The sequence below is a fragment of the Sagittula sp. genome, from assembly GCF_052825245.1.
Genome location: NZ_JBRBWD010000025.1, coordinates 43,414 through 56,022, shown reverse-complemented (window position 1 = coordinate 56,022; position 12,609 = coordinate 43,414). Strand labels below are relative to the sequence as shown.

The window sequence follows — 12,609 nt, the reverse complement described above, 5'->3', positions numbered from 1 at the left end:
ACCCACCATCACAGGTCCATCAACAGGCGACGCGGGTCTTCCAGCGCTTCTTTCACGCGGACGAGGAAGGTCACGGCGCCTTTGCCGTCGACGATGCGGTGATCGTAGGACAGGGCAAGGTACATCATCGGACGGATCTTGATCTCTCCGTTGATGACCATCGGGCGGTCTTGGATCTTGTGCATGCCGAGGATGCCGGACTGCGGGGGGTTCAGGATCGGAGAGGACATGAGCGAGCCGTAGACGCCGCCGTTCGAGATGGTGAACGTGCCGCCCTGCATCTCTGCCATGGACAGCTTGCCGTCGCGGGCGCGCTTGCCCTTCTCGTTGATCGCCTTCTCGATTTCCGCAAAAGACATGCTGTCGGCATCGCGGATGACCGGAACCACCAGACCCTGCGGCGTGCCCGCCGCGATGCCCATGTGCACGAAGTTCTTGTAGACGATGTCGGTGCCGTCGATCTCGGCGTTGACCTCGGGGACTTCCTTCAGCGCGTGGCAGCAGGCCTTCGTGAAGAAGGACATGAAGCCCAGACGGACGCCGTGCTTCTTCTCGAACAGGTCCTTGTACTCCGACCGCAGCGCCATGACCTCGGTCATGTCCACCTCGTTGTAGGTGGTCAGGATCGCGGCGGTGTTCTGCGCGTCCTTCAGGCGGCGGGCGATGGTCTGGCGCAGGCGGGTCATCTTCACCCGCTCCTCGCGCGCCTCGTCCTCGGCCGCGACAGGGGCGCGCGGCGCGGAGGCCGGAGCGGAGGCCGCCGGCGAGGCGTTCGCAGCGGCCACGGCGGCGGCCACATCGGCCTTCGTCGCGCGGCCGTCCTTGCCGGTGCCCTTCACCTGATCGCGGGAGACGTTCGCCTCGGCCATGGCCTTTTCGGCTGCCGGGCCATCCTTGATGTCCTTGCCCGGACCGCCGTTGCCGGCGGGCGGGGTGGAGTATTGCGTGTCCTTCGGCTCGGCCTCTGCCTTCGGCGCGGCGGAGACACCCTCGCCGGAAGCGATCACCGCCAGCTTGGCGTTGGCTTCGACCGTGTCGCCTTCCTGGGCGACGATTTCCGTCAGCGTGCCGGAGGCCGGTGCGGGTACTTCGACCGACACCTTGTCGGTTTCCAGTTCGCACAGCATCTCGTCCTGCGTGACACTGTCGCCAACCTTCTTGAACCAGGTGGAGACGGTCGCCTCGGTCACGGATTCGCCGAGCGTCGGCACCATCACGTCCACGCTGTCGCCGCCGCCGGAGGCGCTGCCGCTGCTGGTCTCCGCCTCTTTCGCGCGCGGCTTGGTCTCCTCGGGGCCGGCGTTGCCGGACTCCGCGATGTTGGCAAGCAGCGCGTCGACGCCAACGGTGTCGCCTTCCTTCGCCACGATGTCCGAGAGGGTGCCGGCGGCGGGCGAGGGCACCTCCACCGTCACCTTGTCGGTTTCCAGCTCGCACAGCATCTCGTCCACGGCAACGCTGTCGCCCGGCTTCTTGAACCAGGTGGCCACGGTGGCCTCGGTCACCGATTCCCCAAGGGTGGGGACGCGTACTTCGGTCATGTCTTCACTTCCTTTTTCAATACCCTTGCGCCTCGCGGCCGTGGGTTCATTCGATCGTCAGCGCTTCGTCGACAAGCGCGGCTTGCTGTGCCTTGTGGGTGGAGGCCAGGCCCGTTGCGGGCGAGGCCGAGGTGGCGCGGCCCACGTAGCGCGGGCGCGGATGCTCTGCCTTGATGCGGCCGAGGACCCATTCGATGTTCGGCTCGATGAAGGACCAGGCGCCCTGGTTCTTGGGCTCTTCCTGGCACCAGATCATCTCTGCCTGCTTGAAGCGTTCCAGCTCCTTCACGAGGCTGATCGCCGGGAACGGATAGAACTGTTCGACCCGCAGCAGGTAGACGTCGTCCAGACCGCGCGCATCGCGTTCTTCCAGCAGGTCGTAGTAGACCTTGCCCGAACACATGACGACGCGCTTGATCTTGTCGTCCGAAACCAGCTTGGTTTCCGAATGCCCGGTTTCCGCATCGTCCCAGAGGACGCGGTGGAAGGACGAGCCGGTGGTGAACATCTCCATCTCCGAGACGCAGAGCTTGTGGCGCAGAAGCGACTTCGGCGTCATCAGCATCAGCGGCTTGCGGTACGACCGGTGCAGCTGGCGGCGCAGGATGTGGAAATAGTTCGCGGGCGTCGAGCAGTTGGCCACGATCCAGTTGTCCTGGCCGCAGAGCTGCAGGAAGCGTTCGAGACGGGCGGAGGAGTGCTCCGGCCCCTGGCCTTCGAAACCGTGCGGCATCAGGCAGACGAGGCCCGACATCCGCAGCCACTTCGATTCACCGCTCGAGATGAACTGGTCGAACATGATCTGCGCGCCGTTGGCGAAGTCGCCGAACTGCGCCTCCCACAGCGTCAGGGCGTTCGGTTCGGCCATCGAGTAGCCGTATTCGAAGCCCAGCACCGCGTATTCGGACAGCGCGGAATCGATCACCTCGAACCGGGCCTGTCCTTCGCGGATGTTGTTCAGGGGGTAGTACCGCTCTTCGTTCTCCTGGTTGACGAAGGCGGAATGGCGCTGGCTGAACGTTCCGCGGGTGGAGTCCTGGCCCGAGAGGCGCACCGGATACCCTTCAAGCTGGAGCGAGCCGAAGGCCAGTGCCTCTGCCGTCGCCCAGTCGAAGCCCTTGCCGGTTTCGAACATCTGCGCCCGTGCCTCGATCAGTCGGCCCACGGTCTTGTGGATCGGGAAGCCGTCCGCAACGGTGGTCAGCGCAGTGCCGATCTCCTTGAAGGTCTCCTGCTTGATTGCCGTCTTGCCGCGCTGGTACTTGCCCTCTTTCTGCTTGTCGAGGTGCGACCAGCGGCCGTCCAGCCAGTCGGCCTTGTTCGGCTTGTAGACCTTGCCGGCCTCGAACTCCTCGTTCAGCTTGGCCTGGAAGGCGGCCTTCATGTCCTCGATCTCGCCCTCGGGGATCAGGCCGTCCTTGACCAGCCGCTCGGTGTAGAGCGTCAGCGTGGTCTTCTGCTTCTTGATCTTGTTGTACATCACCGGGTTGGTGAACATGGGCTCGTCGCCCTCGTTGTGACCGAACCGGCGGTAGCAGAACATGTCGATGACCACGTCCTTGCCGAACTTCTGGCGGAACTCGGTCGCGACCTTTGCGGCATGGACCACGGCCTCCGGGTCATCGCCGTTGACGTGGAAGATCGGTGCCTCGACCACCAGCGCGTTGTCCGTCGGGTAGGGCGACGAGCGCGAGAAGTGCGGCGCGGTGGTAAAGCCGATCTGGTTGTTGACGATGATGTGCATCGTGCCGCCGGTGCGGTGGCCGCGCAGGCCCGAGAGCGCGAAACATTCGGCAACGACGCCCTGGCCGGCAAAGGCCGCGTCGCCGTGCAGCAGGATCGGCATGACCTGCGTGCGGTTCACGTCGCCGAACTGGTCCTGCTTGGCGCGGACCTTGCCCAGAACCACCGGGTTCACCGCCTCGAGGTGCGAGGGGTTGGCGGTCAGCGAGAGGTGTACGGTGTTACCGTCGAACTCGCGGTCGGAGGAGGCGCCGAGGTGATATTTCACGTCGCCCGAACCGTCCACGTCCTCCGGCTTGAAGCTGCCGCCCTGGAACTCGTTGAAGATCGCCTTGTAAGGCTTGTTCATCACGTTCGCGAGTACCGACAGACGGCCGCGGTGCGGCATGCCGATGACGATTTCCTTCAGCCCGAGGTTGCCGCCGCGCTTGATGATCTGTTCCATCGCGGGGATCAGGGATTCACCACCGTCGAGGCCGAACCGCTTCGTGCCCATGTACTTGACATGAAGGAACTTTTCGAAGCCCTCGGCCTCCACCATCTTGTTCAGGATCGCCTTGCGGCCTTCACGGGTGAAGTGGATTTCCTTGCCGTAACCCTCGATCCGTTCCTTCAGCCAGGAGGACTGCTCCGGGTCGGAAATGTGCATGTACTGCAGCGCGAAGGTGCCGCAGTAGGTGCGCTTCACGATCGACACGATTTCGCGCAGCGAGGCGATCTGCAGTCCCAGCACGTTGTCGATGAAGATCGGGCGGTCCATGTCGCTTTCGGTAAAGCCGTAGGACTTCGGATCGAGCTCCGGGTGGTTCGAGGTGTCGCGCAGGCCCAGCGGATCGAGGTCGGCGGCCAGGTGGCCGCGGATACGGTAGGCGCGGATCAGCATGAGCGCGCGGATCGAGTCCAGCACGGCGCGCTGAATAGCCTCGTTGGAGACGGAGACGCCCTGTTCATCCGCCTTCGCGGCGATCTTCTTTGCGGCGCCCTTCGCCTCTGCCGGGACGGCGGGCATCGGCCATTCGCCGGTCAGCGCCGCCGTCAGGTCGTCCGCCGGGGCGGGCGGCCAGTCGGCGCGCGCCCAGGACGGTCCTTCCGCTTCGCGCCGGACCGATGTTTCGTCGTCGCCCAATTGTTTGAAGAACGCCGCCCAGGCATCGTCCACCGCGCTCGGATCGGCGGCGTAGCGGGCGTACATCTGCTCCAGATATTCCGCGTTGTGCCCCTGCATGAAGCTGGAAGCGTGGAAAAGATCGTTCGGGCTTTGGTCGGTCATTGGGGCACCTCTTGTGGGTTGGGACCGTATTCGTTGGGACCGGGTTTCAGCGAGGGTGGCAAGGCCCCCGACGGGATTGTGACTGAAAGAGAGGGTTGTCGCATCGTCATTCCCCTCCCTTGGTAAGGGCCGTCCGATAGGTCAGCACGGCGTGCGTGACCGACTGGTCGGCGGGCGAGAGCCGCAGGGTCAGGCTGCGCAGGGCGTCGCGGGACTCGCCGTCCGGAGCGGTCACCGTGTCCGTTGCCTGCCAGTGGCGCGTCACGGCGTTCTCGTAGACCGGCATCACCTCGAAACGAAGCGTCAGCCCGTCGATCAGGTCCTCGGACGGTCCCTGCAGGACCAGCGTGCAGGACAGCATCGCCTCGCCCTCCGCCTGCTCGGCATACAGCGCCGAGGTCAGCGCGCCGACGGTGGTGTGACGCATGATCCGGGCCTGCGGCGCCGCGGGATCGGTGGCGAGGATGGCGTGCTGCCAGCGCAGCCTGTGACCGGCCAGAACGGCCTTGGGATCGGCATCGCCGTGCTGGTTGGTGAGGAAGTCGATGCGGGTCGCAAAGTCCGCCAGAAGCTCCACGAGGGCCTCGGCCTCTTCATCCTGTGCCTCCCGCCAGTCGCCGCCGAAATCGACCTGCGACAGGGGCGTGGCGACCGGCGAAGCGCAGGTTGCGTTCTGGAACTGGATCAGCGTCGCGGCGGTGTCGTCTTCCTGCGCGGACACGTAGACCGGGCCCCAGCACAGGGCTGCGGTCAGGACCGCCTTGGAGAGGAAGCTGCGGGTCATGCAAACACCTCCCGCCCTTGCCGGGCAGTGGCGTCGTCCCCGAATAGCCCGTCATGGCAGGCCTGCACCTCCGCCCATGTGCCGGACACGTAACCTTGCGGATCCTCGGCCAGCGCGGCGTCCTTCGCGTCTTCCTCCTCGATCATGATCGGACGGAAGGCGTGGCGTTCAGGATCGTCGCGGCGGACAAGCCCGCCCTGGAAGCGCTGCAAATCGTTGAACACCATGTCGAACTCCTCCCGGAAGTCGCGTTCCAGCGGGGTGCCTTCCTCGTCGAGGGAAAACAGCGCCTGATGCAGGGCGACCGATTTCGCGACACAGCGCAGCCGGGCCTGCATCTCTTCGGAAACGGGGCCGCGTGGCACCAGTTCGTCCCAGAGCATGAAGGCACCGACCAAGCCGACGAACGTCACGATAATGCGCAATCCGGTCCTTTTCTTCGGCTTGTCGGGCGAGGTCATCGCGCGGCTCCCCGAAGGCTATGGGTTGATGACAGGATGTCCTGCGAGGCGGCCTGTTCACGGCGCGCGCGGACAAGCGGAACCGGCTGCCCCGGCAGCGGGGCGAGGGGCGATGTCATGAATGCGCAAAGGCCGCACGCTGTCGGTGCGGTCCGTCCGGAACATGTTCCTTGATGTGCCATTCGATCCATCGCTCCCGCCTTTCCTCGGGGCTCGTTCTTGAGGTGCAGCCCGGGCGATCTGTGGCGTCGCCCGCGGCCAGTCTTACGGTCGGGAAGTGAAGAGCGCGGAAACGGTCGCATTCATCCTCCCCGAACGGCGTTGGCCGGGTGTCCCTGCCGGGGCACCCGATCCGCTCAGCCGTTCTTGATCGCCTCGAGCACGGCCTCGCCCAGAGTGGCGGGGCTGTCTGCGACGATGATGCCCGCGGACTTCATCGCTTCGATCTTGTCGTCGGCACCGCCCTTGCCGCCGGCGACGATAGCGCCGGCGTGACCCATGCGGCGTCCCGGAGGAGCGGTGCGGCCCGCGATGAAACCGGCGGTCGGCTTCCAGCGGCCCTTCTTCTTTTCGGAGGCGAGGAACGCGGCCGCGTCCTCTTCGGCAGAGCCGCCGATCTCACCGATCATGATGATCGCCTCGGTCTCGTCGTCCGCCAGGAACCACTCCAGCACGTCGATGTGCTCCGTGCCCTTGATCGGGTCGCCGCCGATGCCGACGCAGGTCGACTGGCCGAGGCCCACGTCGGTGGTCTGCTTCACGGCCTCGTAGGTCAGCGTGCCCGAGCGGGACACGACGCCCACCTTGCCGCGCTTGTGGATGTGGCCCGGCATGATGCCGATCTTGCAGGCGTCGGGGGTGATGACGCCAGGGCAGTTCGGGCCGATCAGCTTCGACTTGGAGTTCTCCAGTGCGCGCTTGACCTTCATCATGTCCAGCACCGGGATGCCTTCGGTGATGCAGACGATCAGTTCCATCTCCGCGTCGATCGCTTCGAGGATCGAGTCCGCGGCGAACGGCGGCGGCACGTAGATCACCGATGCGTTCGCCTCGGTCTTTGCCTTCGCTTCGTGCACGCTGTCGAAGACCGGCAGGTCGAGGTGGGTCTGACCGCCTTTGCCGGGCGTCACGCCGCCGACCATCTTCGTGCCGTAGGCGATGGCTTGTTCCGAGTGGAAGGTGCCCTGCGAGCCGGTGAAGCCCTGGCAGATGACTTTGGTGTTTTCGTCGATGAGAACGGCCATGATGTACGCTTTCTTCGTGGAGTGAATTACGGGGTTTCGGGGGCCCGGGCAGCCTTGCCACGGACCGGACATGCAAACGGGACCGCGCAGGCCGATGCCCGCGGGTCCCGTCTCGGGATGATGATTGCGCTGGCCGGTGCGCCGGGCGCGCGGAAGTCTACCGCCGCTCGCGACCGGAGGCTTCGTCCAGCAGACGTGTCAGAAGCAGGGCGGCCCCGCCCAGCACCAGCGAACGGCCGATCTGGTCGGTGACATTGGTGGGCGCGAAGGCCTTCACCGTGTCGCGTGCCTTGCGCGCGTTGATATGCCGGCGCTTGGCAGTCTTCCCGTCCCTGAACGGCGTCGGGTTGGGCACATGGCCGATGCGCGGCTTGACCTTCAGCAGCACGGCCCCGAGCCCGATCAGCGCCCCGCCGAACAGCAGCGGAGTCCAGCGATCCGTGTTCTTCGCGGCAGGCCTGGTGATGCGTTTCAGCGCCGCGCGACCGGGCAGGTCGCCATGACGTAAGATCTTGTTCATCCGAGTTCCCTCCATTGAAGGGACAACCCGCCAAGCCCGTTCCGAGTTCCGCGGCGGAAGCAACGGCACCGGGACCGCCGCAAAGGTCGCGGCGTCTTGCAGCGGACATGTGGAAGGGGAGGGTCATGTATCGTCCCGGTTCAAGGAGGGGAGAGGGCCGGCGTCCCCTGGACGGGGCGCCGGCGGTCAGGTCAGCCCTTGACGGCCTTCACGATTTTCTCGGCGCCGTCCTTCAGGTCGTCGGCGGCGATCACGTTCAGGCCGGAGGTCGCGATGATCTCCTTGCCCTTCTCTACGTTCGTGCCTTCGAGACGGACGACCAGCGGGACCTGCAGGCCGACTTCCTTCACCGCGGCGATGACGCCCTCGGCGATGATGTCGCAGCGCATGATGCCGCCGAAGATGTTGACGAGGATGCCCTTCACGTTCGGATCGGAGGTGATGATCTTAAACGCCTCGGTCACCTTCTCCTTGGTCGCGCCGCCGCCCACGTCGAGGAAGTTGGCAGGCTCGGCACCGTAGAGCTTGATGATGTCCATGGTCGCCATGGCGAGGCCTGCGCCGTTCACCATGCAGCCGATCTCGCCATCCAACGCGATGTAGTTCAGGTCGTACTTGGAGGCCTGGAGTTCCTTCGAGTCCTCTTCGGTCTCGTCACGCAGTTCGGCCACTTCCGGCTGGCGGTACATGGCGTTGCCGTCGAAGCCCAGCTTGGCGTCCAGCACTTTCAGCGTGCCGTCCTTCAGGACGATCAGCGGGTTGATCTCCAGCATCTCCATGTCCTTCTCGACGAAGGCCTTGTAGAGGATGCCCATCAGCTTCACGCAATGCTTCTGACCGGCCTTGTCCAGACCCAGCGCAAACGCGATGCGGCGGCCGTGGAACGGCTGGTAGCCGGTGGCCGGATCGACGGAGAACGACAGGATCTTTTCCGGGGTGCTTGCGGCCACTTCCTCGATGTCCATCCCGCCCTCGGTGGAGCAGACGAAGGAGATGCGCGAGGTCTGGCGATCCACGAGCAGGGCAAGGTAGAGTTCGCGCTCGATGTCGGAGCCGTCCTCGATGTAGATGCGGTTCACCTGCTTGCCGGCGGGGCCGGTCTGGTGGGTGACGAGCGTCTTGCCCAGCATCTTCTTGGCTTCTTCCGCGGCTTCTTCCACGCTCTTGGCGAGGCGCACGCCGCCCTTTTCGCCCGCGTCGGCCTCCTTGAAGGAGCCCTTGCCGCGGCCGCCGGCGTGGATCTGCGCCTTGACCACCCAGAGTGGGCCATCCAGTGCACCTGCCGCGGTCTTCGCCTCTTCGGCCCTCAGGACGATGCGGCCGTCCGATACCGGAGCACCGTAGCTGCGCAGAAGTGCCTTGGCCTGATATTCGTGGATATTCATGGGTCCGTGATCCCCGTGCTTGCTGCGATTTGCTTCGGGTATAGGCACGCATTGCGGGTGGGGTTAAACAAAAAATGCCAATGTACGTGAAAAAGGCGTTACTTTCCGACATCTGTGATCACAGCCCCGAAAAGTGTGATCACAAGCATCTGCGGTGTTAGCGTTTGTCAAGGAATCAAGCGCTATCTTGTCCCGATGGCATGGGCGGCCTAGGCTGCCTGCGATTTATCGGGAGTGGGCAGAGCTATGGCTTCGTCGTTTTGTCATGCGGTGGTGGCTGCCATCGGCCTGGGCATCTTGCCCGCGTCGGAGGCGCTCGCAGACTGGAGCGTGCTTGGCGAACGGGACGGCATGGGGCAGGGCGCGCAGGGCTGCACGACCATCGGCGGGGCTCAGGCCTGTCTGGTCCTGAGGTGCGACGGGGACGGCCTCGGATGGGCGATGTCCCTGCCCGAAATGCCGGAAGACGGGGACCTGGGCGTTTCGCTTGAGATTGGCGGGGGCACCTACAGCCTGGACATGACGATCTCCGGAGCGGTCGCGTCGACGGGGTTTGTTGCGCGCCGTGACGATGACTTGGTTGAGGCGCTTGGCCGCGGGGTCCTGGCGACCGTCGGGTTGGACAGGGGACGGATCGCGTCCTTCCCGCTGCCGCTCAAAGGCTCGTCGAGGGCGCTGGCACAGGCGGAGAGCCTCTGTCGGGACAGCGGCCAAGACAAGGCGGAGGAGGATCGTCCCGTGCCGGGTCAGCCTTCCGACCGCTTCGTGCCGATGTTCGGTGGCGAGGCGTCTTCGGAGGACCTGTCGCGGGCTGCCGTCCTGCTCGCCGATCAGCTGGAGGTCATCGGGCCGGACGGCATTCTGTCCGTGACACGCTTGCCGGTGAGTGAGGGCACCGCGCTCCTTGCCATCGAGACCGGCCCGTCCACCGAGCTTTACGGCCCGTCCGGGTCTGCAGTGACACTGGCGATCGTCGAGGACGGCGCCGCCTGGCAGATCGCGCAGCAGGTCGGCACGATTATTTGGGCGGACACCGCGAACACGACGGACGGCTGGCCGGACCTGTGGATGCAGCAGGTGCGCGGTGTGGACATGCCGTTCGGCCTTTGGCGGTGGACCGGAGCCGGCTACGCGCATGTGAAAAACGTCGACCCCTGACACGAAAATGCCGGCCCCCTGCAGGGACCGGCATCGAATGACGACTTGCGTCTGAACTGTCAGGCGAGCGAGCTGTCGATGCCCTTGCACGCCTCGACGAGGCCCTGAACGGCCTTCACGGAGGTGTCGAACATTTCCTGCTCTTCCTTGTTGAGCTTGATGTTCACCACCTTCTCGATGCCGCCGGCGCCGATCACGGTGGGCACGCCCACGTACATGTCCTTCACGCCCAGGTCGCCGTCGCAGTAGGCGGCACAGGGCAGGACGCGCTTCTGGTCCTTGAGGTAGGCTTCGGCCATCTCGATGGCAGAGGTCGCCGGTGCATAGTAGGCGGAGCCGGTCTTCAGCAGGCCGACGATTTCGGCGCCGCCGTCACGGGTGCGCTGGACGATGGCGTCCATCTTCTCCTGCGTGGTCCAGCCCATCTCGATCAGGTCGGGCAGCGGAATGCCACCCACGGTCGAGTAACGAACCGACGGCACCATGGTGTCGCCGTGGCCGCCCAGAACGAAGGCGGTGACGTCCTTCATGGACACGCCGAATTCCAGCGAAAGGAAGTGGCGGAAGCGCGCGGAGTCGAGCACGCCCGCCATGCCGCAGACCTTGTTCGCCGGTAGGCCGGAGAACTTCTGCAGCGCCCAGACCATCGCGTCGAGCGGGTTGGTGATGCAAATCACGAAGGCGTCCGGTGCGTTGTCGCGGATGCCCTCGCCCACGGACTTCATGACTTTCAGGTTGATGCCCAGAAGGTCGTCGCGCGACATGCCCGGCTTGCGCGGCACACCGGCGGTCACGATGCAGACGTCGGCGCCGGCGATGTCGGCGTAGTCCTGCGTGCCCTTCAGCTTCGCGTCGAAACCCTCGGACGGCCCGGATTCGGCGATGTCGAGGGATTTGCCCTCGGGGATGCCTTCGGCGATGTCGAAGAGGACGACGTCGCCCAGTTCCTTCATTGCAGCGAGGTGGGCAAGAGTGCCACCGATCTGTCCCGCGCCGATCAGGGCGATCTTGGGTCTGGCCATGGATTTGATCTCCGGTCCTGCTTGAATTTGGCAAGTTGCCTACGCCGCTTGCTGGCGCAACGCAAGAGTGCGGCGCTGCAGCGAGGCGCCGTTAGGGCTATCAAACCGGGGATGGCTGGGATAAAGCCCGGTTTGCGCGGCGTTTTAGAGGAGTGTGGCGTGGAACTGGTCAGTTGGACCGTCATCGCTTTCTGTCTCCCCGCGGTCATTTTCGCAGGCATTTCCAAGGGCGGCTTCGGCTCCGGGGTCGCTTTCGCGAGCAGCTCGATTCTGGCGCTGGTGCTGCCGCCGCATGTGGCAGTTGGCCTGATGTTGCCGCTGCTGATGATGATGGATGCCACCAGCCTCTGGGCCTACTGGAAGAAGTGGGACTGGGAGGTGTCGAAGATCCTGCTGGTGGGCTCGATCCCGGGCACGATCCTGGGGGCGCTGTTCTGGGCGTGGACCGACCCGGACGCCATCCGGTTCCTGATCGGCATGGTGGCGCTGCTGTTCGTCGGCTGGCAGGCGGCCCGGGCGGTGGGCCTGATCCGGCTGGGGATGCGCTTCGGTCCAAAGACCGGCGTCGCTTCGGGCGTCGTTCTGGGGTTCACGAGTTTTGTCAGCCATGCCGGGGGGCCGGCGGCTGCGGTCTACATGCTGGGGCAGGGGATGTCGAAGACGTCCTACCAGGCCACGACCGTGCTGGTCTTCTGGGCCGTGAACCTTTTCAAGTCGGTCTTCTATGCCTTCATGGGCATCTTCACGCACGAGACGCTGATGCTGGACCTGATCCTCGTGCCCTTTGCCGTGCTCGGCACATGGTTCGGCATCCGCGCCCATCACATGCTGCCAGAGCGCGTGTTCTTCGGGATCACCTATGTCGCGCTGACGCTGACCGGGGCAAAGCTGATCTGGGACGCGCTGACCTGACGTCCACGACACGGGCACGATTGTTCAGGATCGTGCCCGGTTCAGTTCATGCATCGTCTCCCTTGGGCGGGAGAACCTCTGCCAGTTCCTCGAACGCCTGACCGGAGGCCACGAGGCAGGTGATGCCGTTGGACATGGTGACGGTGATCGTCCACGACCCGCTTTCGACCGATGCGAACACCTCCATCACGGCGTTGTTGGAGCCGAGCCCCATGCTCTGGCGGGTTTCGCCATACTTGTCAGCAAGGCGCTCCACCACCTTCTCCCGCGGAGCGCAGTTCTGAAGCTGTTGCGCCTCCACGAGGGACGCTGCGCCCAGAATGAATCCGGCGGAGAGCAGTCCCAGTTTCGTCGTAATCATCGTCTTCACCTTTCGGCTCTTGCGCTCCGTCACACGGAGAACGCTTCGTGAGTCCTCTCGGTTCCCGGGCGCCAACCCTGTCCGGAAGCGCCCCCTCGATCATTCGCTGTCGCATTGGAACGACCTGCGAACATCCTCCGCCCCGAGCGGCTTAAATCCGGTTAACGCTGCGTGCGCTGGCTCAAATGCAATCGAAATGGCTGGCAGG

The 12,609-nt window shown here is 64.9% G+C and carries 11 protein-coding genes; 2 read left to right on the top strand and 9 right to left on the bottom strand.

All coding sequences use genetic code 11. The annotated features are described in order from the left end of the window. Window positions 1-8: 8 nt before the first annotated feature. From odhB to sucC, 7 genes are all read right to left on the bottom strand, one after another. On the bottom strand, window positions 9-1,541 hold the full coding sequence (odhB, locus tag ACU0DV_RS08500) for a 2-oxoglutarate dehydrogenase complex dihydrolipoyllysine-residue succinyltransferase (RefSeq protein WP_446241324.1): 1,533 nt from the start codon (window positions 1,539-1,541) through the stop codon (window positions 9-11). Between the two features lie 46 nt (window positions 1,542-1,587). Then, a complete protein-coding gene (locus tag ACU0DV_RS08495; protein WP_370287160.1) occupies window positions 1,588-4,554 on the bottom strand; it encodes a 2-oxoglutarate dehydrogenase E1 component in 2,967 nt (988 codons plus the stop codon). A 106-nt stretch (window positions 4,555-4,660) separates the two neighbouring features. Next, complete coding sequence (locus ACU0DV_RS08490) at window positions 4,661-5,338, bottom strand: hypothetical protein (protein ID WP_370287161.1); 678 nt, start codon at window positions 5,336-5,338, stop codon at window positions 4,661-4,663. Continuing rightward, window positions 5,335-5,799 (bottom strand): hypothetical protein, encoded by a 465-nt coding sequence (locus ACU0DV_RS08485; protein WP_446241323.1) that lies wholly within the window; start codon window positions 5,797-5,799, stop codon window positions 5,335-5,337. The genes ACU0DV_RS08490 and ACU0DV_RS08485 overlap by 4 nt, the downstream gene beginning before the upstream one ends. Window positions 5,800-6,155: 356 nt before the next feature. Continuing rightward, the gene (sucD, locus tag ACU0DV_RS08480) at window positions 6,156-7,043 is read right to left on the bottom strand and encodes a succinate--CoA ligase subunit alpha (protein ID WP_100927649.1); all 888 of its coding nucleotides are present in this window, start codon (window positions 7,041-7,043) and stop codon (window positions 6,156-6,158) included. A 157-nt stretch (window positions 7,044-7,200) separates the two neighbouring features. After that, window positions 7,201-7,563, bottom strand: coding sequence for a hypothetical protein (locus ACU0DV_RS08475; RefSeq protein ID WP_446241322.1), 363 nt, complete (start codon window positions 7,561-7,563; stop codon window positions 7,201-7,203). Window positions 7,564-7,754: 191 nt separating this feature from the next. After that, window positions 7,755-8,948 carry an ADP-forming succinate--CoA ligase subunit beta gene (gene sucC / locus ACU0DV_RS08470; RefSeq protein ID WP_100927647.1) on the bottom strand — a complete coding sequence of 398 codons (1,194 nt, stop codon included), beginning with the start codon at window positions 8,946-8,948 and terminating at the stop codon, window positions 7,755-7,757. Between the two features lie 246 nt (window positions 8,949-9,194). On the opposite strand from sucC, the gene ACU0DV_RS08465 reads away from it, so the two are divergent. Further along, a complete protein-coding gene (locus ACU0DV_RS08465; RefSeq protein WP_446241321.1) occupies window positions 9,195-10,106 on the top strand; it encodes a hypothetical protein in 912 nt (303 codons plus the stop codon). A gap of 59 nt (window positions 10,107-10,165) precedes the next feature. Here ACU0DV_RS08465 and mdh read toward each other — a convergent pair whose 3' ends face one another. Next, the gene (gene mdh, locus ACU0DV_RS08460; RefSeq protein WP_100927645.1) at window positions 10,166-11,128 is read right to left on the bottom strand and encodes a malate dehydrogenase; all 963 of its coding nucleotides are present in this window, start codon (window positions 11,126-11,128) and stop codon (window positions 10,166-10,168) included. 159 nt (window positions 11,129-11,287) lie between these two features. Here mdh and ACU0DV_RS08455 point away from each other — a divergent pair, with 159 nt between their 5' ends. After that, window positions 11,288-12,040 carry a sulfite exporter TauE/SafE family protein gene (locus tag ACU0DV_RS08455; protein ID WP_446241320.1) on the top strand — a complete coding sequence of 251 codons (753 nt, stop codon included), beginning with the start codon at window positions 11,288-11,290 and terminating at the stop codon, window positions 12,038-12,040. 46 nt (window positions 12,041-12,086) lie between these two features. On the opposite strand, the gene ACU0DV_RS08450 is transcribed toward ACU0DV_RS08455, so the two are convergent. Continuing rightward, window positions 12,087-12,401 (bottom strand): hypothetical protein, encoded by a 315-nt coding sequence (locus ACU0DV_RS08450; protein ID WP_370287164.1) that lies wholly within the window; start codon window positions 12,399-12,401, stop codon window positions 12,087-12,089. Window positions 12,402-12,609 lie beyond the last annotated feature (208 nt).

What these genes read in the sequence shown, in the direction of transcription:
- odhB (WP_446241324.1), bottom strand. Translation starts at nt 1,541, where the DNA reads ATGACCGAAGTACGCGTCCCCACCCTTGGGGAATCGGTGACCGAGGCC.
- ACU0DV_RS08495 (WP_370287160.1), bottom strand. Translation starts at nt 4,554, where the DNA reads ATGACCGACCAAAGCCCGAACGATCTTTTCCACGCTTCCAGCTTCATG.
- ACU0DV_RS08490 (WP_370287161.1), bottom strand. Translation starts at nt 5,338, where the DNA reads ATGACCCGCAGCTTCCTCTCCAAGGCGGTCCTGACCGCAGCCCTGTGC.
- ACU0DV_RS08485 (WP_446241323.1), bottom strand. Translation starts at nt 5,799, where the DNA reads ATGACCTCGCCCGACAAGCCGAAGAAAAGGACCGGATTGCGCATTATC.
- sucD (WP_100927649.1), bottom strand. Translation starts at nt 7,043, where the DNA reads ATGGCCGTTCTCATCGACGAAAACACCAAAGTCATCTGCCAGGGCTTC.
- ACU0DV_RS08475 (WP_446241322.1), bottom strand. Translation starts at nt 7,563, where the DNA reads ATGAACAAGATCTTACGTCATGGCGACCTGCCCGGTCGCGCGGCGCTG.
- sucC (WP_100927647.1), bottom strand. Translation starts at nt 8,948, where the DNA reads ATGAATATCCACGAATATCAGGCCAAGGCACTTCTGCGCAGCTACGGT.
- ACU0DV_RS08465 (WP_446241321.1), top strand. Translation starts at nt 9,195, where the DNA reads ATGGCTTCGTCGTTTTGTCATGCGGTGGTGGCTGCCATCGGCCTGGGC.
- mdh (WP_100927645.1), bottom strand. Translation starts at nt 11,128, where the DNA reads ATGGCCAGACCCAAGATCGCCCTGATCGGCGCGGGACAGATCGGTGGC.
- ACU0DV_RS08450 (WP_370287164.1), bottom strand. Translation starts at nt 12,401, where the DNA reads ATGATTACGACGAAACTGGGACTGCTCTCCGCCGGATTCATTCTGGGC.